This window comes from Syntrophomonas erecta subsp. sporosyntropha (assembly GCF_055395365.1).
The window spans coordinates 1,260,706-1,287,317 of the sequence record NZ_AP042459.1; the positions used below are offsets into that span (position 1 = coordinate 1,260,706).

The following is a 26,612-nucleotide window of genomic DNA, read 5'->3' on the forward strand; positions in this document are numbered from 1 at the left end:
AGTGTACATAGGCTAAGGCGAATAAAGATAAGAGGTGATCATATGGCATTAGCGCAAACACTTAACGGAGTAAAAAGGGAACTAAAGACTAAAGGCTATTTGAACCAATTAAAACGTCAGGAGATGGTTCCCGGTATAGTATATGGTAATGGACAGGACCCCAAGCCGGTGGCTATTCAAGGAAGGCAAATACAAAAAGTATTTACTCAATACGGATCCCGCGGGCTATTCTTCCTGAATTTAGAGGAAGAGACTTCTCCCATTACGGTATTGGTACGCGAGTTACAACGTCATCCGATTACAGGCAAACTGGTGCATGTTGATTTTCTAGCCGTCAATATGAGTGAAAAAATTACCAGTACAGTAGGTATCCAAATAATTGGTGAGGAAGAGGTTGTTAAAAAGGAAGGAATTCTACAACTGGGGGCTAAAGAGGTAGAGGTTTCCTGCCTGCCTGGTGACTTGCCGGAATATTTTACCTGTGATGTATCTGCTTTGGAGATTGGTGATAAAATCTCCGTGGGAGATATCAATGTACCTGCCGAAGTAGAAGTTATCAGTGATCCTGAAACACTTATCGTTACAGTATTAGCACCTACTATGGCTACTGCTGACGAGCCCGAGGAAGAAAACCTGGAGAGTGAAGGCCAGGATCAGGCTGAAGTTAGCCAAAGTGAAGAAGAGTAAGATTAACATTAAAGCCTCGGGTAATATAGTGGCCCTGAGGCTTTTTTCGTGGTTACATCTGCTTAGATTTCAGGTATGATAAGAGAACCGGGAAAGATCATCTGACATAACTCTATACAAGGACCTAAATGCAAGGGGCAGGTTTTTGGGAATCATAACCGAAAATCTAAATTTTCTATAGGGGAAAGTTATGAAAATGGTTGTCGGGCTGGGTAACCCCGGCCGAAAATACAAAAATACCCGCCATAATATTGGCTTCGATGTTCTGGAGGAACTAGCCGAGCGTAATACCATCTTAAAAGAAGAAAGCCATTTTGATGCTATTGTAGGGCATATAAAGCTTAATCAGGAAAAAGTACTGCTGGTTAAGCCCCTCACCTATATGAATCTGAGCGGCAAAGCAGTCCAACCTTTGGCTGCTTATTACCGGGTATCATTAACTGATCTTTTAGTAGTTTATGATGATATGGATCTGGAGCCGGGCGTAATTCGCCTGCGGGCTTCCGGAGGTGCTGGTGGACACCGGGGGATGGTATCAATTATCGATCGACTAGGGAGCAAGGATTTTCCTCGCTTGCGAATTGGTATTGGTCGACCTCCTAACCAGGCTATCAATTGGGTTCTGGGGCATTTTGCAGGAGAGGACAGAACCATTGCCAATAATGCTATTAAACAGGCGGCTGATGCTATAGAGATATGGTTGATTCATGGCATACAGAAGGCTATGAATGAGTATAATTAGACAAATAGTTAGGCTGCTTAATGAGGTAAACGCCTGGATGTATATTTACTGTCCTGCTCTGGGAAAATAACAAAAATGGGGTTAAGGGAGCAGGATCAGTGAAAATATATCATATTTGTGAAATTTGCCAGCAGGTTTTTGATGCTTCTGAAGTAGATGGTTATGAAGGAACAGTAGAAATGCAGGGTATATGTCATGAATGCTCTGTGGAAATGGGCTTTGCGGAAGTACCCATAACCGGCCTACGTCCGTACTATCATTAACCCGTCTGGTTTCCGGTGGGCAAAACATGTTGATAAGCCCGATAGTGTTTAATAATATTAACGATACGAGTGGGGGCCGATTAAGGTGCCCACCTTTCGTCGTGGGGAGGTTTAATTGCATTGAACCCCAGCCTATTTGATTCCATGCTGGCTGTGTTAAAAGATGGTGAAAATGTTTTATTAACAGGGTTGGCTGGTACTGCCAAAAGCTATGTTTTACACCGTCTGGTAGAAAACACCAATAGTAAAACTTTATGTTTGGTGCCCAGTGAAGAAAAAGCCTACGATTTATATCGGGGTTTACAGGGATTAACCCCTTCTAATCGCGTTTTTCTTTTTTTAGGGCGGGAATTAGTTTTCATGAAAGAAAACTATTCCCAAGTGGAAGCCAACCGACTGCTTACTTTACAGGATTGTTTACAACATCCTGGCCGTAGTGCTTTCATTGTTGCCACCCCAGGAGCCTTTATGTACCCGATTTTATCTCCAGAGGATATGTCGAAAAATACGGTAGAAATTAAAAAAGACCAGGAATATCCTTTACAAAAACTAATTAAATCCCTGGTTCAGGCCGCCTACCAACGGGTAGATACTGTAACTCGTCCCGGGGAATTTGCGGTGCGCGGAGGCTTACTTGATATTTTTCCAGCTGGTGATACTCATCCTTGCCGGATAGAATTTTTTGATGATCTAGTAGAATCTATGCGCCGTTTTGATGTAGATAGTCAAAGATCTATTGGCCAGGAACAGGAAATATCAGTACTGCCGGCAGACGAGTTAGCCGGTGAAGACTTATCGGCTTCACTAATGGATTACCTAGGTGATACCGCCTTAATATTTTTTGATGAGCCGCGGGAGTTTTATCAATCATTGGGACGCAGCCTGCGGCGTTACCGGGAAGCCATTCGGGAAGCGAAAAAAGATGATAGGATAGTCCGGGAATTAAAGGTAATAGATGAAGCAGACTTGCGTCACCGCTTGAAAGATAGGCCTACCGTATACCATTCCTTCTTTCCAGGCAATATTCCCCAGGTTAAAGTGGGGATGTTAGAACATGTTTCCCAGATTGATATGGAGCCTTTTTATCACAACTACCCCAGCTTTTTTCCCCGGATAAGGGAATGGTTAAGCCGGAATTTTAGGGTAATACTGGCTATTAAAAGCCGGACGGCTCGCCAGCAGATGCAAAAGGAATTATTGGAGCAGGGAATTAGTGGTCTGGAACTAACCGGTTATGAAGTGGAAAAGGGATTTATCAGTCCTACTTTAAAATTAGCCCTGGTATCCGAAAAAGACCTGTGGGGTAAAACGGCTGGTCGAGCTACTGGCAAAACTCGCAAGCGTGAGGAACGTTTGTTATTAGAAGACCTTAAACTAGGTGATTATGTAGTTCACGAAAATTATGGAATAGGGATTTTCAGAGGGGTAACCCAGGTAGAAATAGAGGGTGTGACTCGAGAGTATGTTCTTTTGCAATATGCGGGAACTGATAAACTCTACCTTCCTTTAGATAAGCTAGATGTTCTATATAAATACACTGCTGTTCAGGAGCGAGAACCGCGCCTTAGTAAACTAGGCGGAAACGAGTGGGAAAGAACGAAAAAAAAGGTTTCCCAATCCATTCAAGAAATGGCCGAGGAGCTATTACGCCTTTATGCAGTGCGAGAATCAAAGGAAGGCTATGCTTTTTCACCAGATACTCCCTGGCAAAGACAGTTCGAAGATGGATTCCCCCATCAGGAAACACCAGATCAGCTTAAAGCTATCCATGAGGTAAAAAGAAACATGGAATCTCGCAAACCAATGGATCGTTTGATTTGCGGTGATGTAGGTTATGGCAAGACCGAAGTAGCTATGCGGGCAGCCTTTAAGGCTATAATGGACAGTAAACAGGTGGCGGTGCTGGTACCTACTACGGTATTAGCCGAGCAGCATCTGCTCTCCTTCCGGGAGCGATTTGCCGATTATCCGGCTACCGTAGAAGCCCTAAGCCGTTTTCGCACTGCGGCTCAGCAAAAACGTATTTTAAATGATGTTAAAAAAGGAGCCATAGATATTGTCATTGGCACCCACCGGTTACTTTCCCGGGATGTACAATTCCGGGATTTAGGCTTATTAATTATAGATGAAGAACACCGCTTTGGAGTTGCCCAAAAGGAAAAGATTAAGGCCTTAAAAGAGCTGGTTGATGTAATTAGTCTATCGGCAACACCCATACCACGCAGCCTGCATATGGCCTTAACTGGTCTGCGGGATATGAGTGTGATTGAAACCCCTCCTCCGGAGCGTTATCCTATTACTACCTATGTTATGGAATACAATGCCGACATTGTCCATGATGCTATTAAAACTGAGCTGGACCGTGGGGGGCAAGTGTTTTTTGTTCACAACCGAATCGAAGATATAGATCGGGTAAAAGAAGAACTGGAAAATTTGGTGCCGGGAGTTAATATCGGCCTAGGCCATGGAAGAATGAAAGAGGAAGAATTATCCCGGGTGATGATGGATTTTATGCAGGGTAAATACCAGATATTTTTATGTACTACTATAATTGAATCCGGGTTAGATATGCCCAATGTCAATACTATGATTATCGACGAAGCGGATAAGATGGGTTTAGCCCAACTATACCAGCTTAGGGGAAGGGTGGGACGATCTAATCGTTTAGCCTATGCCTACCTAACTTACCGGCCCGATAAGATTATCAGCGAAACTGCCCAAAAACGGCTTAATGCTATTCGGGAGTTTAGTGACCTGGGGTCAGGCATGAAAATAGCTTTACGGGATCTGGAAATTCGCGGTGCCGGTAATATTTTAGGTTCAGAACAACACGGCTTTATTCATGCAGTCGGTTTTGATCTGTATTGCCGCCTGTTAGAACAGGAAGCCGCCCGTCTAAAAGGGGAAGTTCCTGCAGCCCGGGCTAACCCCCTCCTGGATATAGATGCTGATTACTATATCCCGGAAAGTTATATACCTGACTCTGGTACTAAGATGAGGGTTTACCGTCGTCTCCTGTTAGCGGCGGATCAGGAGGAAATCGAAGAAATTAGTCAGGAACTGGTCGACCGTTTTGGGGAGTTGCCCCACCCGGTGGCTAATTTCCTACAAGTGGCCTCTTTAAGAGTTATGGCCCGTGACAAGGAGATTAAAAGTTTGCGCCGTAAAGGCCGACAGGTAGAAATCCAAACTACCACCCATCTGCCGGTTGATCTTATAGAGCGTATAAAGGGAATGCGGGTAAAAAGAATCAATGATTATACACTGCGTTTACAAATGGAGAAAAACTCACTGGCTGACCTGCATACGGTTATGAGCCTGATCTGATTCCACCTGTAAAGTTTCTTTAATACTTTTTTGTCTGATCCGGGCCAACAAGTATACTAAGGCTGGATAGAGGATATGGATAGGTAAATCATGAAAGGGAAGAACCATAGATTCCACCGACAGGAATTCAATATCAGTCCGGATCATATAGGCTGATAAAACTAATATCCCTAAACCAGATGGCAATATTAAAATACGGTAACCTGATAAGGAAAAGAGTTCCTTTAATCCTAGTACCAGACCCTGGTAATAAATTAAGATAGCCATAAAACCGGTAGAAAACCAGAGAATAAAAAAGAACAACTCAACACGCTGGAAATTTTGCACGGAAACTAACCGGAAAACTTCATAGAGGGGAAACCTTAATATGCCTACCTGGTCGGGACCTAGTACGGTCAGTACTACTAAAGTACGCAAGAACAGGGCCACCAGACCAGCAACAAACCAATAATAGATGAAACGTTTTTCCTCTTTGAGATCACTGGTAAAGGGTAAAAGCAGTGCCAAAATACTCACTTCGGCATAAGGCCAGTTAGCCCCGTAAACGATCCCGGCCAGAGCCGGTTTCCATTCAGCCAGTACCGGCTTTAAGTGGCCGAAATCCATTAAATTAAGGGGTGCTAATAAACCCAGGAGAAAAAAGAATATAACCGGCCCAATTAAGAGCTCGGCTAGGTGACCTAGGCTGCCGATCCCTTTGTATAGGCAGTAGGCAGCAGTAAGTAATAATAGTGCTCTTAAACTTAAAAAAGGCATAAAGGGAAAAATGATACGCAAAAAGGAAATACTATCGTATAGGTAAGTGGTAGCTACTAAAAGGACCATCCAGAGATATACGGCATTGAGAAACTTACCGGGGATTTTCCCCAGAGCCAGCTCGCTTATTTTAAAAATACTAGTTCCGGGAAACATAAGCTGCAGTTTTATTATGATAGTTAAGACTAGTAAACCAGCTCCGGCTGCTAATATGGTTGACAGCCAGGCGTTCCGGCCGGTGCTGGCCTCTGGTACATAAATAAGGGCACTGCCTAAGAGCAGCATAAAAACCAGGAAGGCCAATTGTTTACTGTAAATCGTATCACCCATTTTATCCCCGCTCCTTTCTGGTTCTAACTAACCTGGTATTATCTTTAGCTGTTTTGTCTGGTTGATATCCCGCTTAATAGCATAACTAGCTAGAAAATTATTTTTGGCTATTCTTCTTTAAAGTTTCTTACCGAATCTGTAGAAAAGGAATTTGGAAAAAGTCATTAAATGAGCGGGCCAGGGGGAGCAGGGCATCGGTAATTTTACCGGGATTCGGTAGAATCCAGGTATCAAAATAAAGATCCAGACCGTAGGCACTTGCTGCTAGAAATATCCCTATGGAAACCGCCCATTCTTTTAGTCCTTTTCCTTTGCTGCGTCCTTCCACCAATAAGAACAGTGCCCCGTAAATAAGCAATATACTTAACAATACCTGACCTCCTTTTACCTGAATTGGAAAATGGTATCGGTCATATTAGTTCTTTTAACGTTGCTTTTAACATTAACCTTAAACTTCACCTGAGGTAATATATCGTACCAGTTACTTTCCACCTGTTCCCATACTTGAGGGTAATGATGGTGTATTAGCTGTCCCCAGCCCATAATATCCGCGTTAAGAATTAGGGCCTTATCAATGCAGGCGCTTACTTGCTCTTTTATAGTTTGATCACATAAAGCCTGGATATGAGCTATCTTTGCGGAAGTCAAAACTTGACTGGTTCCTGATTCACCATAAAAATTAAGATCTGCCTTAATATCGATGTCCATCACTATGTGATCATTATCCATCCGGGGAGTAGTAGCAGTGCTAAACTGGATTACTTCCAGGGATATGGAATCCACTAGATCAAAAGGCTTATAAACCTCTACAATCCCACCCCTTTTAAGGGAGGGATGAAGCCAGCGATAACCCCGGCTTTCCGTTTCGTTTAGTGATCCTACCATTTTTCTGCCCCGAAATACCGCAGTTCCCTGAATATGTGGAACTAGTTGGCCTTTTTGTCTTAATACTGTTACCTGGGGTAATACCGGATCAATCCCCGGAGTAGTCAGGCGACCTAGAAAGTCTACTGCTTTTACTGGTACATACATACCTAATTGTTGCTCCTGGTGACGAGTAATTTTAATTATTCCCCGGGCGGTACACAGGGACAAAGGACATTCACCTATAAACACCTCATAGGGAGAACAGTTATGAGTTACAAACATGTAAGCATCTATACGTATATTACGGTTACGGGCCAGGAAATCAGCTACGATAGATAGATCAGTACGGGCTAAATTGTCGCCTAAAAGAATCACATCAGCATGGGACCACAGGGGAAGGCGGGGTAAGAGCAGTGTTATATCCCGGGCAGCCTGGGTTACGGTTTGACCATGGCCGATGAAGACCTCGGTTTGTGCCTGGTTAGTACCCATTTGCTGGGCATTAACAGGACGATTAAATTGAGCCACAAATAGAATTTTACCGTCTGGATTTAAATCTACTGCCAGGCCGGAACCTGTAGCAGTGTCTTCTACTTGTACCATGTTCCAGCATCCACTGCTAAGTATGGTAAGAAATATAATTAATAATAATTTTTTAATCGGGGCTGATTTGGTAAGCATTTTAACGTCCCAGCCTTTCGATAATAGCTGGAAAAGGATTATATAAGGGCCAATCATAAAGCTGGGCTATGATTCCATATATCCCCACCAGCATCAGAACTGCAAAAACTGCTATTTCGCGATGTAAGCCCTTTTTTAGCAGCTCAGGTAGATCAAGAACCATTATAATAACAAAGGCAGTTATAGCCAGTGCCAGCAAATTAATACCTCCTGGTGTTTTTATTTAACGAAATATAAAAGAGGAATCAGTTAAGTAAGTGCGCCGCAGTTCGAACCGGATATTTATGTCATAGTCTAACTGGGAAAAAGTTTCCGGCCAATCTTGTTTAATTTCCTGCCATAGATCAGGATAGGAGCTTTCCACTAACCGGCCCCAGCCAAAAATGTCCGCCTTAAGTGTTTGCGCCCGGTTTATGGCTTGAACTGCCTGCTTAGTCATCTGGTCCTGGGCTAATCTCTGTACCTGGTTAAATTTCTCCAGGCTGAGCAGCTGTTCTGGAGAGGTTTGCTCATAAAAGTTACCGTCCGCAATTATGTCGACCTGCATCTTAAGTTGATTGTTTTCGATTACCGGTTTGGCATCAGCTATAGAGGTAATCAACTCAATACTGATCCAACGTTCCGGAGAGTCAAGAGCCGGAATTACAAAAAGTCCGCCCCGGATCCGTTTGGGACTTAAAAACCGGTAGCCCTGGCTTTCCTGGGCATTAAGTTCTCCTACCATCTGGGGGCCGCGAAATACAGCGGTCCCTTCAATTTTCAGCATTTTCTGGTTACCGTTAGGTATTATTTCTACCCGGGGAACAACCGGCTCTATTCCCGGTGTCGACAGCTTAAACAGGAAATCACCCAGGGTAACCGGCATATAGATCCCGGCCTGTTTTTCCTGGATTTCCAGGGTGCGGCGAATAGCTACTGCGGAATGAGGCTCCAGAGGGGATTGTAATTCATATACCTGAGCTGGGGTAGACCCTCGGGTAATTACCACTAATGAATTCTTGCGGATATTCCGGTTGCGGCAAAGAAAATCCACCAGCAGGGGGAGCTGTTCCTGGGCCAGGTTTTCCCCTATAAGTATGGTGCTGGCATGAAACCAGAGGGGAATCTTGGGCAGGGTCAGCATTACCCTCCGGGCTGCTTCAGTAGGGGTTTTACCCTTTTCAGAAAGTACAATAAATTGGGAATCCTCAGAACTTCCTGATTGTTCCTGTGTAGTGGGCCGGGCTAGCTGGCTAGTTAAGACAAAATGCTCTTCCTGCCAATCAATTCCTAAGCCCATGGCTACGGCAGTATCGTTAACCTCGGTAGCCTGGCAACCACATCCTATTATTAATATCAGGGGTATTAAGACATAAACTAAGGATTTCATGGTCTTTCCTCCTGACCGTCAGAAGGTTTTTGCCGGATTTGATTTTCCATACCCTCCAGGTAAGGACGCTTTTCACTTTTAAACCAGGGTCGGCGGATAATAATATCGCTTAGCTGGGCACGGTTTAAAGGGGCTACCGGGGCGAGATAAGGTAGTCCCAGGGAAGAAAGAGAAGCCATACGAATGAGCATTAAGATCAGCATGATCATTATTCCCAGAAATCCCAGCACGGCTGAGGAAATAAGAAAAGCAAACCGGGCAATGCGGACAATAATACCCGCATTGTAAGCTGGGGAGACAAAGGAAGCGATTCCGGTAAAAGCAATTATAACTACCATGGGGGTAGATACCAGGCCAGCGCGCACAGCCGCATCTCCGATAATAAGAGCCCCTACTATACTAACTGCCGGGCCTACTGCCCGGGGAAGGCGCAGGCCGGCTTCCCGGAGTAATTCAAAGGTAGCCTCCAAAAGTAAGGCTTCCACAAAGGCTGGAAAGGGAACTCCCTGCCGGGTAGCGGCAACAGTCAGGTAAAGGGCAGTAGGCACCATTTCCTGATGATAAGAGATAACAGCTACATAAAGAGAAGGCAGAGTTAAAGCCAGCAAAAAGGCAGTAAAGCGTAATATGCGAAACAGGCTGGCGGGAACGAAATGGGTATAGTAATCCTCGGCAGCAATCCAATATTGGGGGAATGATATGGGCAAAATTAAAGCCATAGGTGACCCATCCACCATAATGCCAATGCGGCCCTCCAGGAGATGGGCGCAAACCCGGTCGGGTTTTTCTGTGTGTTCTGCCTGGGTAAATATAGTACTTTTATGGTCAGCTATAAATTCTTCCAGATACTGTGGATCGAGAACCGCATCTATATCGATTTTACTTAGCCGGGAGCGGACTTCATTGACTAGATTAACAGGAACTATGCCATTTATGTAACACAAAACTACATCGGTTTTAGAAATGCGGCCGACAACAAAATGTTCAATCTTTAGGTTAGTAGATTTTATCCGCCGTCTAATCAGGGCGGTATTAAATCGCAGTGTTTCAGTAAACCCTTCTTTGGGACCGAAAACCACCACTTCGTTTTCCGGAGTTTCTACTGACCGTCCCTGCCAGGAGCGGGTGCTAACTGCCAGGGCCTGGTTGTAACCATCGATAAAAAGCACGGTATCCCCTGAGCTGATATGATGACATACCTCATCATAAGTATTGAGCAGGAGAATATCCGCCATAGTTAAGATATTCTCCTTAACCTGCTCCAGGATATTATTTCCTTCCAGGGTTGAGGATTGCCGGGCCATTTCTAGTTCCAGCATCAAGGGTTTAAGCAGATTATTTTCTATTTCCTGGCGGTCTACCAGCCCATCAAAGTATACTAGTAAAGCCGGAGTGCGGTCCTGGTAGCCAAAGTGAAATTGTCTTATAACCGCATCCGAACACCCCTCTAAAAGTATGGTTAACTGATCCCGGTAATCCTGCAGCTTAAAGGGCAAGGACTGGTCTATAATTTCGGCTGGTTCAGGTTGTTTTATATCATCTGGTTTTTTATTCAGGTAGCGCATCTAATCCTCCCTTTAAGGTACAAAAATTCCAGGCATAATTTTATTCTGGGCCAGGTAGGAAGTATTTATGCAAGATGCCACAAGGCTATTCAAATTCGCTGGTGGTAGAGTGGGGGGAAGGTTTTGGGACCCTGTCTGGTTTAAACAGGAGACGTAAAAAAACAAAAAAAGGTATGATTATAAAGAAAAAAGAGTAGGTAACGGGAATTATTTTAGTAGTTAAAACATCCAGTTCCAGAATATTATCAGCTATTTGAATAGTTAGCACACCGATAATTAGAGCAGTAGGGCCGGCTATAAACCGGTAATCCTTCAGATTAAAGACCTGCTGTAATGTAAAACAGGCCATAAACCAGGGGATAGTAAGGGCAGCAAATATACCCAGGATCCATATACCAATAAAAGCGATATCGATATTTTGAACAAATTCGCCTATATTAATAATCCGTATCATGCTAAAAGTAGGAAAGGTATAAATTGAAGCTGCTTCTCCTCCAAACATGACTATGGCCGCCATAGTCGTTATGCTGATAAGAATAATATAGGTTACAAGAGATTTAATAAAAACTGAGCGGATCCCGGCAGGGTTATTAGAAAAAAAGGCCAGGGTAAGTATGGGCAGGGTACGTCCGACTACACTGGACGCGGAAAGTACAGCCAGAGAAAAGGGTTTCGGTTTAATATAAAATAGGGGTAGCAGATGGCTGAAATCTACCTGCTGAATAAAAACTAATCCTAGTACCAGGGCACTAAAGCCCAATCCAACTACCACTACTATTTCACAGACGCGGGTAAAGTTTTCAAAACCTGCTTTGATAGCGGTATACCCTAAAATGACTAACAGCATAACATGTACACTAATGGGGGTACCGGGGAGAACATTGGTTTCGGCAAAGTCTACAAATAGGCGTACCGTATAGGAGCAAACCAGAAGAAAAATTAAAAAATACAGGAAGCCTAGTATCTTGCCTATCCAGCGGCCTAAATGTTCCTCCAGCATAGCCGGAAAAGGGGAGGAGCTTTTACGAATAATATAAAGGAACATAGCCATAATTAGAGCACCTGGTCCGATAGCGGTAACTGCTGCTAACCAGGCAGTGTTACTAACCAGGGGTATTAATCTTTTCGGCATTTCCAAAAAGGCGATAGGCCCTAATAGGCTCATCATGAGGGTATAAAGCTGAAAGTTGCTAATTTTATACATATATCCACCTGCTAGATTACTTACCTGATAGCTGAATCATCGGTGCTACAGGTTTTAGGACAACCGGGCTTTTGCCTATTTATTAGCTTATTTTAGTGTAGCCAAAAGGCTTGGGTATATAAGTGTAGTGATAATTTAGGAACAAAGGTTTTCCCAAAAACCTTTGTACGAAATATGTAGGAGTTATAGTAACAAAACTGACCATAACATCCTGAATAGACTAATGCCCCTGAAGGGGTAGAGAGCTAGCCGTGATAATTTGGGCTATGAAAAACGGTTAAATAAGGGAAAAAACCCCTAGAAAGCCATAATAGTCGGTAACTCTTGCTAGCTAATTCTGCTGGTAAACTATATAGGCTTTGGCAAATCGGGGTAGACTATATATACGGATTGAATAGCAGTTAGCCCATATTGTGTCGAATAAATCCAGATAAGCTAATACTTGTATATTATTAACCTGGAACAAGCTATCTATGTAGGCCGATGAAATTTTCAGTCCGTGATGGTAAAAAGTGAATAAAAGGGGATTTTGAGTTATATACTATCACTGAGATAAAAAACAACATTTTCAAAAATTTTTAAAAAGGAGGGATAATTGTAAATTGAAAGCAACAGGCATTGTTCGAAGGATAGACGACCTGGGAAGGGTTGTTATTCCCAAGGAAATACGCAGAACGTTACGTATTCGTGAGGGTGACCCTCTGGAAATCTTTGTTGACCGTGAAGGTGAAGTTATATTAAAGAAATATTCTCCCATAGGTGAACTGGGAGATTTTGCTAAAGAATATGCGGACTCACTACATGAGACCATAGGGCATATTTCCCTAATTGCAGACCGGGATGTTATTATTGCAGTAGCCGGCGCTAACAAAAGAGAGTTTATGAGTAAGTCAATTGGCAAAGCGGTGGAAAGGGCACTGGAGGAGCGGACTACGCTGGTTATGAACGATTTAGACGGTAGTGAAGATGAGAATATGCATGTTATCCAAAACGACGACCGGGAATATACCATTAAAGGTCAGGTTATTGCACCTATTGTAACTCAGGGAGATCCTATTGGGGCGGTAATCATTGTGACCAAGGAAGCGGGAGTTAAGGTGGGGGATATGGAAGTAAAGTTAGCCGAAACTGCGGCGGGTTTCCTGGCTAAACAGATGGAGCAGTAAATAACTTTATGCAGTAAATATCAAGCGGCCTTATAAGGCCGCTTTTTTATGCCAAGTCCTATGTGGTATAATTAATCTCACGAAAACGGGGAGGATAGAAATGAATAGCAGGCAAAATTTCCTCAAAGGGGCGATGGTCTTAAGTATTGCCGGGGCCATCAGTAAGTTGCTAGGTGCAATTTACCGGATTCCCCTGGCCAGGCTCATCGGTGATGAAGGGATGGGCCTTTATCAAATGGCATATCCTATTTATACTACTATATTAGCCCTGGCAACGGCTGGGGTACCCGTAGCCATTTCCGTTCTGGTGTCTCGTAACGAAGCCCGGGGCTATACAGGGGATAGCCGTAAGATATTTAAGGTCTCCCTGATTATGTTGTTTGTTTTCGGTCTTATTTTAACCATTCTGGTTATGCAGTCAGCTCATTTCATTGCTAATTACATACTAAAGGAACCGCGGGCCTATTATCCTATTTTAGCGGTAGCCCCGGCTATATTTTTTGCTGGATTAATGTCGGTATTTAGAGGTTATTTTCAGGGATATCAATCCATGCTTCCTACGGCAGTATCCCAGGTAATCGAACAGCTTTTCCGGGTAACCGCAGTTTTAATTTTAGCTTTTATGCTATTTCCCCGGGGATTGGAATATGCCGCGGCGGGAGCTACATTTGGAGCTGTAGTAGGTGGTTGTGTAGGTTTGCTGGTTTTAACAGTATATTACATCCGCTTTCACCGGAAACAAAAAAAATCCGGTCAATCGGTTCTCTATACTGGAACCCGTTCCATGGACCTGGCCAAAGAGGTAGTACGTCTGGCTGTACCGGTATCTTTTGGGGCAGTAGTACTTCCTCTGGTGCAAATGCTGGATGCGATTATAGTTCCTGGTCGGCTTATGGCTATTAATTATACTACTTCCCAGGCGACGGCCTTGTACGGCCAGTTATCCGGGATGGCGGCGGTGCTCATTAGCCTGCCTACAATTTTCACTATATCTATTGCGACTAGCCTGGTACCGGCGGTAGCAGAGGCTCTGGCCCGGGATGACCGGTCCTTATTAAATAGTCGTCTTAATTATGGCTTTCGGGCCGGGATGATCATATCTTTCCCCTGTGCCGCCGGCCTTTATATTCTGGCCTTTCAGATATGTGATCTCCTCTATGCCCGGCCGGAAGCTGGCGTTCCTCTGGAACCGCTGGCTTTTTCCTGTATTGTATTAGCAGCTTTCCAACTTTCCAGTGCGGGCCTGCAAGGCATTGGCCGGCCGGAAATAGCTATGCGTCACTTGGTAATCACTGGTATTCTTAAAGTGATTTTTAACTATAGTCTGACTAGTGTTCCCATGTTGAATATTCAAGGGGCGGCTATTGGTACGGTATTAGCCTTTTTAGTAGGTTCCATGCTCAATGTTATTTACCTGAAGAAGATCACCGGAGTGCGTTATGAGGGTGGACGCTTGCTTAAGATATCGGTAGTAACTGTTTTGATGGCCATTGCGGTTAAATTTGCTTATCAAGCCCTGGTTGGTTTTAACATCCACTCCCATATTTCCACTCTAATGGCTATTACTATCGGGGTTATTATTTACGGTATACTGCTTTTTGTTATACGGGAATTGGATATAAAGATGTTAAAGCGCATACTTAGGGATGTATAGACCTTTGGCAACGTATTTTTCTTAATGGTTTTCATGGTTCCCAGGTCTGAACAGTAGTTGAATTCAGGCTGGGGAGTGGGAATATGAGCATTTAAAGTAATGCCTTATCCAGGAATCAACGTCATTCATATAGTCATTTGCGTGTGGTTCCTTCTATATTGGAAAGGTGGTTGTCATGAATAAAAGAGAACCAGCTATTAACGGGCTTTTAGAAGTAATGGACCGGCTCCTGGCCCCGGACGGTTGTCCCTGGGATCGGGAACAGACCCACCAGTCCTTAACCCGTTACTTAATTGAAGAATCCTATGAGGTTATTGATGCTATCAAAACAGGTAATATGGGCCAGCTTAAAGAGGAACTGGGAGATTTGTTGTTACAGGTTGTATTTCATGCTGCCCTTGCCCAACGGGAGGGCTATTTTGATTTCGACGATGTGGTAGAAGGGGTTCAAACTAAGATGATTAATCGCCATCCGCATGTATTTGCGGATATGAACCTGTCAACCAGTGAAGATGTTATGGAAAAATGGGAAGGATTTAAAAAGAAAGAGGGTAAAAAATACCTTTTAGAAGGGATCCCTCCTATGTTACCGGCCCTGATGAGGGCGGAAAAACTACAGTCTAAAGCGGCCCGGGTAGGGTTTGATTGGCCTGGGGTAGAGGGGGCTTTAGATAAGTTTAAAGAAGAAGTTGATGAATTCAGGCAGGCCCATATGGTAAAGGATCTTCATGAGGAAATGGGGGACATGCTATTTGCTCTGGTTAATATTGCCCGTATAAAGGAAATTGATCCAGAGGATGCTTTACAGGCTACTAATGATAAATTTACTCGTCGTTTCCGGTACATAGAGGAGCAGATAAAGGCTAATGGACAGGAACTGGGGCAAGTAACCCTGGAGGAAATGGATGCCTATTGGGACGAAGCGAAATCCAGGGGCTTGTAAGCCTGCTGGTGTAGGGAATAAAGACTAATTGATAACTTTTTCCTAAAAAAAAGGATAATGCCAAAAAGCAGCGAATAGGCATTATATGCTGAATTAATCCTTATAAGGAGGGATAGCTATTTGAATAAGACGGAGTTAATTGGGGAAGTAGCCGCTCGCACGGGTATGACTAAAAAAGATGTAGAAAAAGTAGTTAACGCATTTTTAGATACGGTTGAGGCCACCTTAAAAGCGGGAGAAAAGATTCAATTAATAGGCTTTGGGACCTTTGAAGTTCGCTATAGACAGGCTCGTAAAGGCCGAAACCCGCAGACTGGACAGGAGATTAATATTCCTGAGACCAGAGTTCCTGCCTTTAAAGCAGGGAAAGCTTTGAAAGACGCGCTAGAATAGAATTATGCGACTGGATAAATTCCTGAAAGTTTCCAGAATCATTAAGCGGCGGACCTTAGCCAAAGAGTTTGCAGCTAATGAGAGGGTTTTAGTAAATGGAAGGGTGGCCAAACCCTCAACTGAAATTAAAACCGGGGACCAGATTACTATTCAGGTGGGAAATCGATCTACGGTTTATGAGGTACTGGATATTCAGGAAAATGTGAAAGCAGCAGAAGCTAAAAATCTATACCGTATGATTAAATAACTTTGACTGTCGTGATCGCCTTGTGATAAGCAAGGCGATTTTTCGTATTTCTGCTATTTTGGACATTCTTGTCATACCCGGGGAGATAGCTGCATATCTTTTATCAGCAACATGCTGACAACGAGGAGGGCGAGCATCCGATGGCAGAGCATTCATTAAGACTGGTAAACCGCGGCCATATGGAACTGACCGGCGTGGTCAATGTTAATAACTTTGATGAAGAGGAGATTATTCTGGAAACCGGTATGGGCTTTTTGGTAATTATAGGGGAACATTTGCATATTACCAAACTTAACCTGGACGAAGGGAATGTTGCCCTGGAGGGAAATGTGCATAGTCTCGAATATAAAGAGCAGGGAGCAGATTTAAAAGCTAAGAGCAAGAATATAATTAACCGGCTCTTAAAGTAAAAACAATATCATTATGGTTAAATTTTTAAAATGAACTCCCAAACTAAGGGGGGATAGTTTGCCAGGACTTTTTTATCAGGTGGAGTCCTTTATATTAACTATGGTACTAGGGATAGTAACCGGTACTATCTTTCACCTGTACCAATCCATTGTCCGGCGCGCCCGTATAGGGAGAGGGCCGCTTTATTTTATGGATTTCCTATTGTGGTTGCTGATGATCGTGGTGGTTTTTGCTGCCATGCTGTTTATTAACCAGGGTGAGATGCGGGTATATGTATTAATTGCCCTGCTAACGGGTATTATCATGTATCATTATTATTTTGCCAATCGCTTTGATAATAGTATGAAAACTATTGCTGATCGATTTATAAAGGGATTGGCTTTTGTGGTTAGAGGAGTCATCAGGCCGGTAAAACGCCTGCGGTTATCGATCCGGCTATGGTTTAAAGGGAGAAAAGAGCCGCCTCCGGACGAAAACTAAGTTATTAATAGACTTATCCCCAGGCAGGATTTTTTAAATTAGCCCCGAAATTAAATATAGTAATAGTTTTGTCCACAGATTGTGGATAAAATGTGGATAACAAATTGTTGAAAAGTTGTGGATAGTGGATAAAAAGAATGAAGATTGAAATTCGGGGAGCTGAAAAACTTAGTTTTAGAGAGCGGCAGGTAGTAGTCTTAAAGGAGATGGGGAAAAGCACGGAAGAGATTTCTCGCATCCTTAAGATAAGTGCTAGTACTATTGCTACGCTTTTTAACCGAGCCCGTTCCAAGGGCTATGAGGTAGTTATTGTGCTTCCTGGTGATGTATTAGGAATTTTTGAAGGGGAGGACGGTAGTGACGAGTAAGAAAAAATCACCGGTAAAAATAGTGCTAGTAGGGCTGTTATGCAGCTTCATGATTTTTACCATCGTTCCTCGAGCAAAGACCATTTATGAGCTTAATGAACGTAAGCAGGCTTTAGAGAAACAGAAAATTGAACTAAAGCAGCAGAACCGTAAATTAACCCAACAAATCGAGAAGGTAGACTCTCCGGCGGAAGTGGAGAGGATAGCCCGTGAAAAGCTGGGAATGGTTAAAAAAGGGGAGCAGGTGCTGGTCCCGACAGTAAATCCGTAAATGGATCCTAGATGCATATTGACTACTATCCCGGCATTATATACAATTAACATAGTACCAATTGAGGGGGATCTTAATTTTTATGCCTACCGAACAAACCAATATTGTGCCCGGTAACATAGTGGAGGGCAAGGTACAAGGAATTACGAAGTTTGGAGCCTTTATTGAACTCCCGGGTGGGGTAGTAGGATTGGTTCATATTTCGGAAATTGCTGATACCTATGTCAAGGATGTTAGGGATTTCGTTCATGAGGGGGATAGCGTAAAGGTAAAAGTACTTAATGTAGCAGGTAAGAAAGTAGGCCTTTCTATTAAACAAGCGGTGGAACGTAAAGAACCGCCCCGTAGGGATGCTTCGCACAGCCGCGGCCACAGTGCCGGGTATAACCGCAATCAGGTAGGTGCATCCGGAGGGAAAGGCAGTCAGGGCAACTTGGATGATATGATTGCTAAATTCCTTAAAGAAAGCGATGAACGTATGCAACCCCTGAAAAATCGAATGGAACCCAGAAAAAGGAATCGGTCTTAATTTGTTATGGCCTTTTAAGAGCACTTCTGATGAAGTGCTTTTTTACTGCCTTAATTTATATATCAGGTGGTGAAAAAGATGCGTTATGCAGCCATTGATGTGGGGACTAACTCTTGCCGGTTACTTATTGCTGATGTCCAAACCGACCGGCTTACACCCTGCTACCGGCAGTTGATTACTACACGTATAGGAGAAGGGGTAGGTGCTTCGCGGCAATTGAAGGAAGCGGCTATCCACAGAACCCTGATGGGGTTAAAAGAATTTTTTCAGGTTATAAAGAATTGGGGGGTGGACGGTTACCAGGTGGTAGCTACCAGTGCAGTTCGAGGGGCGGAAAACCGCTCTCAATTCACTAGTCGTGCCTGGAAAGATTTGGGGATCAAAGTGGAGGTGATCTCCGGGGAGGAGGAAGCCGGCTTTAGTTATCTGGGGGTAAAAAAGGGGTTAGCCCTTAAAAATAGTCCTCTAGTGGTAGATTTAGGGGGAGGAAGCACTGAATTTATGTTAGAGGGGGAAGCAAAATGCTCACTTTCCTTGCCTATAGGGGCGGTAAGGGCCGCCGAAAAAAACATGTCGCCTGAGGATATCGGTAAAATTGTATATAGTTTAGCTATTAACCGGCAGCAAGTTTTAAAGCACCCCCTGGTTGTTGTAGGAGGAACAGTTACTACTCTGGTAGCTATTAAAATGGGTCTGCTTGAATACTGCTCTGATAAAGTCCATGGGCAGACTTTAACCCGTCTGGAGGTAAGTGACCTGCAGGCTAGACTGGCGGGAATGACGCTTCCGGAAAGAATGCAGGTGCCGGGATTACAACCGGAGCGGGCTGATATTATACCCTGGGGTGCTTTGATATTGTTAAAGATAATGGATTTCTTAGAGCGCCAGGAACTCATCGCCAGTGAAAGCGATATTTTAGAGGGCCTAATATGGTCAATGTATAGGTCAGATTATGAAAAACATGTATAAAGGTATAGCAAAATAGGGAGGAAAAGAGATAAAGATCCCTACCAGCTTGAATTTTGTATAAAAGAGAAAAAAGACCCTGCTCTTAATTTACATTTTTTTTCCATAGCTATTGCTATAATTGGTGGACAAGACCTATAGATAGGAGGATAGCTATGCTGGAAAGAGTGGAAATTTATCCATATCAGAGAATAACTGATAGCAGTTTGCCGGGCCGGTCAGCCCGAAAGCACCGGGTCTTACCATTTGTGAAGGGATGGTACCGAAAGGGGCAGGCTTTTCTGGTACAAGGTGCTAAAAACCTGGCCGGGGAAATTATGACCATAGATAACCTGATTTTAGGAATAGGGGCCTTATTGTTGGCCCGGGCTTTTGTGCTAGGCGAACTCCTGCCCTTTGTTTATGCCTATGTAGCCGCCTTTGGTTATCGTTACCGGGAAAGAGCTCTGCTTCTAGCTTTGTTCAGTATATTGGGATTGGCAACTACTGTTCATGGGTTAAATTTTTGGGTTAACACTCTAACCTTATTTATGCTGGTGGGGGTAGTTAGCTATATAAAAATTCCCCGGGAAAGGCTGTGGTGGGGCCTGCCTTTTACGGCGGTGGCATCTATTTTATTAGGCAAGAGTATTTTTTTACTATTAAGTGAATTTTCCTTCTATAGCCAGATGGTAATTGTTTTCGAAGCCTTGATAGCCGGTGTACTAGTGTTTGTTTTTATGGTATGTAATGATGCTATCAGGCAAAAAACTCCGCTGGTTGATTTTAAGTTTGAAGATATGGCGGCCTTTATGATTCTGGGTATTGGGATGGTGATGGGCCTGCAGGGGATCATGGTAGCGGGCTTTTCCATCAGCAGTATAATCTGCCGATTAGGTATTCTGGTAGCCGCTTCCCTGTGGGGAGCTGGGGGAGGGACTATGGTAGGGGTAATGACTGGCATTATTCCTTCGGTTACCTCCAGGGTATTTGCCCAGAGTCTGGGGATGTATGCGGTGTCTGGCCTATTAGCAGGCCTTTTTAGCACTTTCGGACGGCTGGGGGTTATGCTGGGATTTATGCTGGGTACCCTGGGTTTAACCCTGTTTATTTCCGAGACCCAGGCTACTATTCTGGGTATGTGGGAAAGTATAATTGCCTGTGCCCTATTCTTCCTGTTGTCCGGCTGGCTAAAAGAAAAGGTACCATACCGCTGTACCGGGGCAATGGCTAAAAATATCCCCCCGCAGGATCTGCAGATGATGGATGCCAGGTTAAAAGAGGCGGCTCGTGAACGCATTGAGAACCTGGCCCGGGTATTTGAAGAATTGAGCAGCACTTTTAGTGTACAGGCGGCCATAAAGCCGGGTGGGCAGCATGAGGCCTATTTAAGTTACCTGTTTGACGAAATCTCCCATGGTTTCTGTGAAAAGTGCTCACGTCATGAGAACTGTTGGGGAAGAGAGGCTTATAGTACTTCTCAGGAGATCATGGATTTATTTACCTTGGCAGAAACTCATGGGCAAATTATTTATGAAGAATGTCCGGGAGAATTTCGTCGCCGTTGTATTTACGGCCGGGAGTTGGTGAATACAGTTAATTATTTATTTGACCATTTAAGACTGAATGAATACTGGTCAGAGCGCTTGGGTGAGTCCCGGGAGCTAGTCTCTAAACAGATGAAGGGAGCCAGTCAGATTATTAAGGACCTGGCTAAAGAGATCGATGTTAGGACTCGGGTGGATTTTGAACTGCGGGAACAGCTTATCCAGGAAAGCCAGCGCCTGGGACTAAAGGGGATTAAGGATTTTACCCCGGTTATGGAAGGTGATCAGCTGTATCTTTCCGTTAGGGCAGTATCTTGTGCTAATGGAGAACAGTGTGAGCAAGAATGGGGAGGGGTTATTTCCAGCTTACTGGGGGAAAGGATGGAAGTATGCGAAAAAAATTGTCCGCGTTTCCGGGGCAAGGTCCCGTGTGAGTTTACCCTAAACCGGGCTTTTAGCTACCGGGTAGTAAGCGGGGCAGCTCAGGTAGGGAAAGAGGAGGTTTGTGGGGATAGCTTTACCATTGCTACTCTCAAAGAGGGTAAGGAATTAATAGCCTTAAGTGATGGGATGGGAGTAGGGAAAAGTGCTTGCAACGAAAGCCAGGCGGCGGTAAGGCTGCTGGAAAACTTATTAAGCTGTGGTTTTGAGCGGGAACTGGCTCTTAAAACGATAAACTCAGTTTTACTGCTCAAGTCTAGTTCAGATATGTTTGCTACTTTAGACATGGTGATGGTTGATTTATATACGGGTCAAGTAGATTTTGTTAAAATAAGCGGTGCTCCTTCCTTTATTAAGCGGGGCAAGAGGGTAGGAATGGTTATTTCCAACTCTTTGCCCATCGGTATTATGGATGAAGTAGATGTAATCAGTGAAAAACGTTCCCTGTGCCCGGGGGATATTATAGTATTGGTTAGTGATGGGGTGGTGGAGTTGAATCGTGGTAATTATGGAGAAGCGTGGATTCAGGAATTTTTGTCCGCCATTGATGAGAATGATCCTCAGGTGATTGCGGAGATGATTCTACACAAAGCCCTGGGGCTATGCCATGGTAAACCCCGGGATGATATGACTGTTGTTTGTGCCCGACTGGATCTGAATTATCCCCATTAATTAACTAGATTACCGGGGATTTTAAGGCTGGATTATTTTCCTGGATGAATCAGGATTGTTTTTATAAACAGGGTTTGACAGAACCTGTATTTTGGGTAGCATTATATTAAGATCATGGTCGGGAAAGTGGTTTATGCTTAGAAAAGTTAAAGATTTTATAATGCAGGAAAATATGATTAAGCCTGATGATGCTCTAATAGTAGCAGTTTCTGGGGGGCCTGATTCCATGGCCCTACTTCACTTACTTCTGCCCTTAAGAGAAGAAATGAACCTGCGGTTGGTAGTGGCTCACCTAAATCACCAGCTGCGTCCGGAAGCAGATCAGGAAGAGGAAATGGTAAAAAAAAGCTGCCAGCAATGGCAGCTTCCCTTTTATTCTCGCCGGGTAGATGTAGAAAAGCTAGCCGCACAGGAAAAGAGATCTTTAGAAGATATGGGGCGAATCTGCCGTTATCAATTTTTCAGGCAGCTTAAAAATGAACAGGGATGCCAGTCTATTGCCACTGCTCATCATCAGGATGATCAGGCCGAATCGGTACTGCTTCATTTAATTCGGGGTAGTGGGATTAAGGGGTTGCGGGGGATGTTGCCGGTAACCGGAGATATCATTCGCCCGCTGTTGTGCATTACCCGGCAAGAAATCGAGGCCTATGTTAAACAGCAGGAAATTCCTTTTTGTCAGGATGCTAGTAATATGGACCCTTCTTTTTTGCGTAACCGTATTCGCCACCAGCTTATCCCGCTTCTTAAGGAAGAATATAATCCCCGTATGGTGGAAATTTTGAATGGGTTGGCGCAAATTGCCCGTTGGGAAAATGATATAATGGAAAAAGACGTAATCCGGCTATGGCCCCAGGTGATTCTTGAGCATAGTCAGGATATGCTGCGCCTTGATATCAATGTACTAAAAGGGCTCCATCCTGCTTATCAGAAACGTCTGATATGGCAGGCCTTTTATCACTTAACTGGCTATACCGATTGGTCGTTGGCTGATGTGGAAAGGGTACAAGAGATTTTAGAGGTACAAGGGTCAAGCCTGGTTCTTCATTTACAAAGGGGCGTAAAAGTAAACCGTGTCTACCAGGAACTTTTATTTAGCTATGGTTTGCCAGATTATCCACCCTTTTGTTATGCCTTAAAAGTACCCGGAGAGGTATATATTAAGGAAATCGGCCAAAGAATTACCATATCCATGCGGGAAAGGTATCAGGAAAGACCAGGCAGGGATATAATCTGCCTAGATGCCAATAAGATTACCAAACCGCTTTTTATACGATCACGCCAGGAGGGAGATTATATACACCTGCCTTCCGGTAAAGGGCGCAAAAAAATTAAGAAGCTCTTTATCGATTTAAAAATTCCCCGGTGGGAACGTAATCAGATTCCTCTGGTGGCGGCCGGGTCAGAGGTTTATGCTATCCTGGGCTATCAGGTGTCACCCCCAGCTAAGGTCACTAGGAATACTAGCAACATTCTGGTGATAAAAAGGGAGTTTGACGCTAAAACTAGGTAGTATACAATTAGTCGACAGTAGTCAGATTGAAATGAATTGGCGGGTATGCTACAATATGACGGAAATTTCTAGTAATTAAAGGGGAGGAAAGGTTTTGGACAGAGCCCTAAAAAATGTTGCTATTTATGTGCTCATAGTTATGCTGGCACTCTTTGCAATAAAATTGACTTCTACTTCAGATGTGCAGTCAGCTGAACTTACTGAACCCCAGTTTCTTACCAAAGTGGAACAGGGGTCGGTAACTACTGCTCAGGTAGAGGTTGATGAACTAGTCTATAACATCAGTGGCAAACTTAAAGATGGAACTGCTTATACGGCCACTGTATCGCGGGAAAGTGATGTAATCAAGTTATTGCGTGAAAAAAAGGTGGATTATCAGACTGCCAAGACCCCTCCGCCCCCCTGGTGGATGTCTTTGTTATCCACTTTGTTCCCTATTATTATATTAATTGCTTTCCTGATTTTTATCATGAACCAGACCCAGGGCGGGGGCAATCGGGTTATGCAGTTTGGCCGCAGTAAGGCCCGCTTAATGTCAGGTGAGGATGTTAAAATTAGCTTTAAAGATGTGGCGGGAGCTGAAGAAGCCAAAGAAGAAATGGAAGAAGTCGTAGAATTCTTGAAAAACCCTGATAAGTTTATTCAGATCGGGGCCAAAATTCCTAAAGGCGTACTACTTTTTGGGGCTCCAGGAACGGGTAAAACCTTGATGGCCAAGGCGGTAGCCGGTGAAGCAGGTGTACCTTTCTTTTCCATCAGTGGATCTGACTTCGTAGAAATGTTTGTCGGTGTTGGGGCAGCTCGGGTAAGGGACCTTTTCGAACAGGCTAAAAAGAATGCCCCCTGTATCGTCTTTATTGATGAAATTGATGCAGTAGGCCGGCAGCGTGGTGCTGGTCTGGGAGGCGGTCACGACGAACGTGAGCAGACCCTGAACCAACTGCTAGTGGAAATGGATGGTTTTAGTACTAATGAAGGCATTATTGTCATGGCTTCTACCAACCGGCCCGATATTCTTGATCCGGCCTTGCTTAGGCCGGGGCGTTTTGACCGGCATATACTAATTGATAAGCCGGATGTCAAAGGACGCGAGGCTATTTTAAAGGTTCATGTGCAAGAAAAGCCGCTGGATGATGATGTTAACCTGGAAATACTGGCCAAGCGTACCCCGGGTTTTACCGGGGCGGATCTGGCTAATATGGTCAACGAAGCGGCTTTATTAGCTGCCCGTAAGGATAAGAATATTATAAACATGGAGGAAATGGAAGAATCCATTGAACGGGTTATTGCCGGACCGGAAAAGAAAACCCGGGTTATTTCGGAAAAAGAAAAGCGACTGGTGGCTTATCATGAAGCCGGTCATGCCATAGTCAGCTACTTTTTACCGCATACTGATAAATTACACAAGATATCTATTATCCCCCGGGGAAGAGCTGGTGGTTATACCCTTTTACTCCCTGAGGAGGATCGTAATTATATCACTAAATCGTACCTGTTGGATGAGGTGACTACCCTTTTGGGGGGGCGGGTGGCTGAAGCCCTGATACTTAATGATATCAGTACCGGGGCTCAGAACGACCTGGAAAGAGCCAGCAGTATCGTAAGAAAAATGATTACGGAATATGGCATGTCTAGTGAATTGGGGCCGCTTACTTTTGGGCATAAGAGTGAGGAGGTATTTTTAGGCCGGGATATATCCCGTGATCGTAACTATTCGGATGCTATTGCCTATGCCATAGATAAGGAAGCCAGTATCTTAATGGAAAATAGCTACCAGAAGGCCGAAAATATTTTAAATGAGAATGTAGATAAACTTCACCGGGTAGCCCTGCAACTGATGGAAAATGAAATCATGGAAGCTAATGAGTTTGAGGCTATTATGTCCGGTCAGGAAGTAGCTGATCATAAACCGGAGGAAGGTTCGTTGCCGGGAATTTTATCATCTGAGGAGGATACTCCCGGGGAATAATATTCAGGAGGAGTTGCATTGCAAAGGACATTTGTCATGGTAAAACCTGATGGGGTGCAAAGGGGATTAACTGGGGAGATTATCCGTCGTATCCAGTCCAAGGGATTTCACCTGGCGGGAATGAAATTAATGCAAATCAGCCCGGAGTTAGCTCAGGAACATTATCAGGAGCACCAGGGCAAACCCTTTTTTAAAGACCTGGTTACATTTATTACTTCCGGACCAGTGGTAGCTATGGTATGGGAGGGTCCGCAAGTAATTACGGCTATGCGTACCATGATGGGTAAAACGAATCCAGGTGAGGCTGCACCAGGTACTATTAGAGGAGATCTGGCCACTAGTATAAATTTTAATGTTATTCATGGTTCAGATTCTCCAGAAGCGGCCCAACGGGAAATTAAGCTTTTTTTTAAAGAAGAGGAAATTCTTGATTGGCAGCGGGATACAGACAAATGGATATATGGATAAAACCGGGCTTAACACCCGGTTTTTTACTTATGGTGATAAAAGCGGCTGAGGGGGTGTATAAATAGATAAAATAAAACCTAGTATTTACGTTCACTTCTGAAAATGAGACTTTTAAAGTGGTCAATAAAGGCCAGGTGATGATTAGATAATTTATGTGGATAAAGGCGGAATTTCCTTAACCAGGGAAGGATTTTTAACGGGATCGTTTAATATAATATAAATACCCGTAAAGGAAAAAATTATATTGAGGTGAATTTTGTTGAAAAGAGTAGAGCTACTAATCAATGATTCACTATACAACGAATATATGCGGCGTATTGAAGAGGAAGAAAGGGAAGCCAAGTTTTGTCATCATGATTTTCACCACCATCTGGATGTGTCTAGAATTGCCTATATCTTAGTTTTGGAACATAATGATCTTAAATATTTTATTAAAGAATGTGGTTTAACTGGAAAGCTGGCTGCTAAAGAGGTCATTTACGCAGCCGGGTTATTACATGATATCGGTAAATGGAAGGAATATAAAGCAGGAGTAGATCATGCTGTATATGGTTCCCGACTGGCACGGGATATACTGCCCCGGGCATTTTTTAACCCTAATGAAGTAGATATCATATGCCGGGCTATTTATGAACATCGCAATATAAGTAAAGATATGAGTTTTCTGGGGGAGAGGCTACACCGGGCTGATAATCTATCCAGAAATTGCAGCGAATGTGAATACCGCAGCCAGTGTACTAAGGTAAAAAACAAAGAGATCAGTGTTTCTACTCTGGAATACTAAATGAAACTATTGGAGGAAAT

At 43.8% G+C, this 26,612-nt stretch carries 27 protein-coding genes; 20 read left to right on the forward strand and 7 right to left on the reverse strand.

The annotated features are described in order from the left end of the window. The first annotated feature begins 42 nt into the window (after nt 1-42). The 4 genes from ACZ5Q0_RS06225 (at nt 43) to mfd (ending at nt 5,019) form a co-directional block, all read left to right on the forward strand. Complete coding sequence (locus ACZ5Q0_RS06225; protein WP_446818885.1) at nt 43-687, forward strand: 50S ribosomal protein L25; 645 nt, start codon at nt 43-45, stop codon at nt 685-687. Nucleotides 688-877: 190 nt separating this feature from the next. After that, nucleotides 878-1,429: an aminoacyl-tRNA hydrolase gene (pth, locus tag ACZ5Q0_RS06230; protein WP_447182264.1), complete on the forward strand. Its 552-nt coding sequence runs from the start codon at nt 878-880 to the stop codon at nt 1,427-1,429. A gap of 98 nt (nt 1,430-1,527) precedes the next feature. Continuing rightward, nucleotides 1,528-1,692: a hypothetical protein gene (locus tag ACZ5Q0_RS06235; RefSeq protein ID WP_446818883.1), complete on the forward strand. Its 165-nt coding sequence runs from the start codon at nt 1,528-1,530 to the stop codon at nt 1,690-1,692. Between the two features lie 120 nt (nt 1,693-1,812). Beyond that, on the forward strand, nt 1,813-5,019 hold the full coding sequence (mfd, locus tag ACZ5Q0_RS06240) for a transcription-repair coupling factor (RefSeq protein ID WP_446818882.1): 3,207 nt from the start codon (nt 1,813-1,815) through the stop codon (nt 5,017-5,019). On the opposite strand, the gene ACZ5Q0_RS06245 is transcribed toward mfd, so the two are convergent. The 7 genes from ACZ5Q0_RS06245 to ACZ5Q0_RS06275 form a co-directional block, all read right to left on the reverse strand. After that, the gene (locus ACZ5Q0_RS06245) at nt 4,981-6,105 is read right to left on the reverse strand and encodes a GerAB/ArcD/ProY family transporter (RefSeq protein ID WP_446818881.1); all 1,125 of its coding nucleotides are present in this window, start codon (nt 6,103-6,105) and stop codon (nt 4,981-4,983) included. The genes mfd and ACZ5Q0_RS06245 overlap by 39 nt on opposite strands. A 127-nt stretch (nt 6,106-6,232) precedes the next feature. Beyond that, on the reverse strand, nt 6,233-6,475 hold the full coding sequence (locus ACZ5Q0_RS06250) for a hypothetical protein (RefSeq protein WP_446818880.1): 243 nt from the start codon (nt 6,473-6,475) through the stop codon (nt 6,233-6,235). A 14-nt stretch (nt 6,476-6,489) separates the two neighbouring features. After that, the gene (locus ACZ5Q0_RS06255) at nt 6,490-7,653 is read right to left on the reverse strand and encodes a Ger(x)C family spore germination protein (RefSeq protein ID WP_447182265.1); all 1,164 of its coding nucleotides are present in this window, start codon (nt 7,651-7,653) and stop codon (nt 6,490-6,492) included. A 1-nt stretch (nt 7,654) separates the two neighbouring features. Next, complete coding sequence (locus ACZ5Q0_RS06260) at nt 7,655-7,852, reverse strand: hypothetical protein (RefSeq protein ID WP_447182266.1); 198 nt, start codon at nt 7,850-7,852, stop codon at nt 7,655-7,657. Nucleotides 7,853-7,876: 24 nt separating this feature from the next. Further along, complete coding sequence (locus tag ACZ5Q0_RS06265) at nt 7,877-9,022, reverse strand: Ger(x)C family spore germination protein (protein WP_447182267.1); 1,146 nt, start codon at nt 9,020-9,022, stop codon at nt 7,877-7,879. Then, entirely contained in the window at nt 9,019-10,587 is a 1,569-nt protein-coding gene (locus ACZ5Q0_RS06270; RefSeq protein WP_447182268.1) for a spore germination protein, read from the reverse strand. Before ACZ5Q0_RS06270 ends, ACZ5Q0_RS06265 begins: the two co-directional genes overlap by 4 nt. An 85-nt stretch (nt 10,588-10,672) precedes the next feature. Then, nucleotides 10,673-11,791, reverse strand: coding sequence for a GerAB/ArcD/ProY family transporter (locus ACZ5Q0_RS06275; RefSeq protein ID WP_447182269.1), 1,119 nt, complete (start codon nt 11,789-11,791; stop codon nt 10,673-10,675). A gap of 602 nt (nt 11,792-12,393) precedes the next feature. Between ACZ5Q0_RS06275 and spoVT the strand changes: the two genes are divergently transcribed. The 16 genes from spoVT to ACZ5Q0_RS06355 all read left to right on the forward strand — a co-directional run bounded on the left by spoVT (nt 12,394) and on the right by ACZ5Q0_RS06355 (nt 26,592). Continuing rightward, a complete protein-coding gene (spoVT, locus tag ACZ5Q0_RS06280; protein WP_446818874.1) occupies nt 12,394-12,957 on the forward strand; it encodes a stage V sporulation protein T in 564 nt (187 codons plus the stop codon). Between the two features lie 100 nt (nt 12,958-13,057). After that, nucleotides 13,058-14,611, forward strand: coding sequence for a putative polysaccharide biosynthesis protein (locus tag ACZ5Q0_RS06285; RefSeq protein WP_446818873.1), 1,554 nt, complete (start codon nt 13,058-13,060; stop codon nt 14,609-14,611). 175 nt (nt 14,612-14,786) lie between these two features. Beyond that, nucleotides 14,787-15,554: a nucleoside triphosphate pyrophosphohydrolase gene (gene mazG / locus ACZ5Q0_RS06290; RefSeq protein WP_446818872.1), complete on the forward strand. Its 768-nt coding sequence runs from the start codon at nt 14,787-14,789 to the stop codon at nt 15,552-15,554. A 120-nt stretch (nt 15,555-15,674) separates the two neighbouring features. Further along, nucleotides 15,675-15,947: an HU family DNA-binding protein gene (locus tag ACZ5Q0_RS06295; protein WP_446818871.1), complete on the forward strand. Its 273-nt coding sequence runs from the start codon at nt 15,675-15,677 to the stop codon at nt 15,945-15,947. 4 nt (nt 15,948-15,951) lie between these two features. After that, nucleotides 15,952-16,194 (forward strand): RNA-binding S4 domain-containing protein, encoded by a 243-nt coding sequence (locus ACZ5Q0_RS06300; protein WP_446818870.1) that lies wholly within the window; start codon nt 15,952-15,954, stop codon nt 16,192-16,194. 140 nt (nt 16,195-16,334) lie between these two features. Further along, a complete protein-coding gene (gene yabP / locus ACZ5Q0_RS06305) occupies nt 16,335-16,604 on the forward strand; it encodes a sporulation protein YabP (RefSeq protein WP_446818869.1) in 270 nt (89 codons plus the stop codon). 58 nt (nt 16,605-16,662) lie between these two features. Further along, entirely contained in the window at nt 16,663-17,085 is a 423-nt protein-coding gene (yabQ, locus tag ACZ5Q0_RS06310) for a spore cortex biosynthesis protein YabQ (RefSeq protein WP_446818868.1), read from the forward strand. Nucleotides 17,086-17,222: 137 nt separating this feature from the next. Then, a complete protein-coding gene (locus ACZ5Q0_RS06315) occupies nt 17,223-17,453 on the forward strand; it encodes a helix-turn-helix transcriptional regulator (protein ID WP_446818867.1) in 231 nt (76 codons plus the stop codon). Then, the gene (locus tag ACZ5Q0_RS06320) at nt 17,443-17,724 is read left to right on the forward strand and encodes an FtsB family cell division protein (protein ID WP_446818866.1); all 282 of its coding nucleotides are present in this window, start codon (nt 17,443-17,445) and stop codon (nt 17,722-17,724) included. Before ACZ5Q0_RS06315 ends, ACZ5Q0_RS06320 begins: the two co-directional genes overlap by 11 nt. Nucleotides 17,725-17,806: 82 nt before the next feature. Beyond that, complete coding sequence (locus ACZ5Q0_RS06325; protein ID WP_446818865.1) at nt 17,807-18,253, forward strand: S1 RNA-binding domain-containing protein; 447 nt, start codon at nt 17,807-17,809, stop codon at nt 18,251-18,253. A 78-nt stretch (nt 18,254-18,331) separates the two neighbouring features. Then, nucleotides 18,332-19,222, forward strand: a complete 891-nt coding sequence (locus ACZ5Q0_RS06330) for a Ppx/GppA phosphatase family protein (RefSeq protein ID WP_446818864.1) — start codon at nt 18,332-18,334, stop codon at nt 19,220-19,222. A 152-nt stretch (nt 19,223-19,374) separates the two neighbouring features. Beyond that, nucleotides 19,375-21,858 carry a stage II sporulation protein E gene (gene spoIIE, locus ACZ5Q0_RS06335; RefSeq protein ID WP_446818863.1) on the forward strand — a complete coding sequence of 828 codons (2,484 nt, stop codon included), beginning with the start codon at nt 19,375-19,377 and terminating at the stop codon, nt 21,856-21,858. A 133-nt stretch (nt 21,859-21,991) separates the two neighbouring features. Next, complete coding sequence (gene tilS, locus ACZ5Q0_RS06340) at nt 21,992-23,371, forward strand: tRNA lysidine(34) synthetase TilS (protein WP_447182270.1); 1,380 nt, start codon at nt 21,992-21,994, stop codon at nt 23,369-23,371. Between the two features lie 94 nt (nt 23,372-23,465). Further along, complete coding sequence (gene ftsH, locus ACZ5Q0_RS06345; RefSeq protein WP_446818861.1) at nt 23,466-25,340, forward strand: ATP-dependent zinc metalloprotease FtsH; 1,875 nt, start codon at nt 23,466-23,468, stop codon at nt 25,338-25,340. Nucleotides 25,341-25,358: 18 nt separating this feature from the next. After that, a complete protein-coding gene (gene ndk / locus ACZ5Q0_RS06350; RefSeq protein ID WP_446818860.1) occupies nt 25,359-25,808 on the forward strand; it encodes a nucleoside-diphosphate kinase in 450 nt (149 codons plus the stop codon). Between the two features lie 259 nt (nt 25,809-26,067). After that, complete coding sequence (locus tag ACZ5Q0_RS06355) at nt 26,068-26,592, forward strand: HD domain-containing protein (RefSeq protein ID WP_446818859.1); 525 nt, start codon at nt 26,068-26,070, stop codon at nt 26,590-26,592. Nucleotides 26,593-26,612: the final 20 nt, after the last annotated feature.

Excerpts from the sequence above, each read along its gene's own strand:
- ACZ5Q0_RS06225 (WP_446818885.1), top strand. The coding sequence starts at position 43 with ATGGCATTAGCGCAAACACTTAACGGAGTAAAAAGGGAACTAAAGACT.
- pth (WP_447182264.1), top strand. The coding sequence starts at position 878 with ATGAAAATGGTTGTCGGGCTGGGTAACCCCGGCCGAAAATACAAAAAT.
- ACZ5Q0_RS06245 (WP_446818881.1), bottom strand. The coding sequence starts at position 6,105 with ATGGGTGATACGATTTACAGTAAACAATTGGCCTTCCTGGTTTTTATG.
- ACZ5Q0_RS06255 (WP_447182265.1), bottom strand. The coding sequence starts at position 7,653 with ATGCTTACCAAATCAGCCCCGATTAAAAAATTATTATTAATTATATTT.
- ACZ5Q0_RS06265 (WP_447182267.1), bottom strand. The coding sequence starts at position 9,022 with ATGAAATCCTTAGTTTATGTCTTAATACCCCTGATATTAATAATAGGA.
- ACZ5Q0_RS06270 (WP_447182268.1), bottom strand. The coding sequence starts at position 10,587 with ATGCGCTACCTGAATAAAAAACCAGATGATATAAAACAACCTGAACCA.
- ACZ5Q0_RS06275 (WP_447182269.1), bottom strand. The coding sequence starts at position 11,791 with ATGTATAAAATTAGCAACTTTCAGCTTTATACCCTCATGATGAGCCTA.
- ACZ5Q0_RS06285 (WP_446818873.1), top strand. The coding sequence starts at position 13,058 with ATGAATAGCAGGCAAAATTTCCTCAAAGGGGCGATGGTCTTAAGTATT.
- mazG (WP_446818872.1), top strand. The coding sequence starts at position 14,787 with ATGAATAAAAGAGAACCAGCTATTAACGGGCTTTTAGAAGTAATGGAC.
- ACZ5Q0_RS06300 (WP_446818870.1), top strand. The coding sequence starts at position 15,952 with ATGCGACTGGATAAATTCCTGAAAGTTTCCAGAATCATTAAGCGGCGG.
- yabP (WP_446818869.1), top strand. The coding sequence starts at position 16,335 with ATGGCAGAGCATTCATTAAGACTGGTAAACCGCGGCCATATGGAACTG.
- ACZ5Q0_RS06315 (WP_446818867.1), top strand. The coding sequence starts at position 17,223 with ATGAAGATTGAAATTCGGGGAGCTGAAAAACTTAGTTTTAGAGAGCGG.
- ACZ5Q0_RS06325 (WP_446818865.1), top strand. The coding sequence starts at position 17,807 with ATGCCTACCGAACAAACCAATATTGTGCCCGGTAACATAGTGGAGGGC.
- ACZ5Q0_RS06330 (WP_446818864.1), top strand. The coding sequence starts at position 18,332 with ATGCGTTATGCAGCCATTGATGTGGGGACTAACTCTTGCCGGTTACTT.
- spoIIE (WP_446818863.1), top strand. The coding sequence starts at position 19,375 with ATGCTGGAAAGAGTGGAAATTTATCCATATCAGAGAATAACTGATAGC.
- tilS (WP_447182270.1), top strand. The coding sequence starts at position 21,992 with ATGCTTAGAAAAGTTAAAGATTTTATAATGCAGGAAAATATGATTAAG.